Here is a 564-nt window from a genome sequence, read left to right as displayed (position 1 = left end):
CTTAAGCGTAAATGTTTAATAAGCTGTTATTCATGAACTTTTAAGAATTTTGACTGTGCACGCTTTCTCAACAAGGTTTGGCAAAACGCGCAAGCCGTATATTAAAATGTTAGGTAACCCAATAATGTCCAGCATCATAAGCAAGATGAATAACAGCCCTAAAATTGGATATTTATATTTGGTGCTTGGGATATTGATGTTTATTGGTGGTTTATATATTACTAAAAGTACATCTGACTTTATCGATGGTGCATTATCAACTGAAGGTGTCGTTTTAGAATTGGTGCAAAGAGATGACTCCTTATATCCTAAAATTGAATTTCAAGATCACACTGGAAAATCGTACATATTTGAAGCTAATTTTGGTTGTAGTCCTGCTTGTTATAAAGAACAAGAGCGCGTAAGTCTTTTATATAATTCAGATGAAATAATGGATACAAAAATCGATAGCTTCATGGGGTTGTGGTTAGCAAGCTTAATCTTATTTGGCGTTGGTGGTAGCTTTGTTATAGTCAGTCTATTTCAGTTAAAGAGATTGAATCGAGTAACAGTGTAACGGTTACC

Annotated in this window: 1 protein-coding gene; it reads left to right on the top strand. The window is 34.2% G+C overall.

The features are described from left to right. Window positions 1-124 precede the first annotated feature (124 nt). Window positions 125-556 (top strand): DUF3592 domain-containing protein, encoded by a 432-nt coding sequence (locus CXF86_RS20020; RefSeq protein ID WP_102039878.1) that lies wholly within the window; start codon window positions 125-127, stop codon window positions 554-556. Window positions 557-564: the final 8 nt, after the last annotated feature.

The sequence above is a fragment of the Shewanella sp. GutCb genome, from assembly GCF_002836135.1.
In the GTDB taxonomy this organism is placed as follows: Bacteria; Pseudomonadota; Gammaproteobacteria; order Enterobacterales; family Shewanellaceae; genus Shewanella.
The sequence above is the reverse complement of the archived record's forward strand: the minus strand, read 5'-3'. Positions and strand labels throughout refer to the sequence as shown.

Bases quoted from the DNA above. Each gene is read 5' to 3' on its own strand.
- CXF86_RS20020 (WP_102039878.1), top strand. From the start codon at position 125: ATGTCCAGCATCATAAGCAAGATGAATAACAGCCCTAAAATTGGATAT.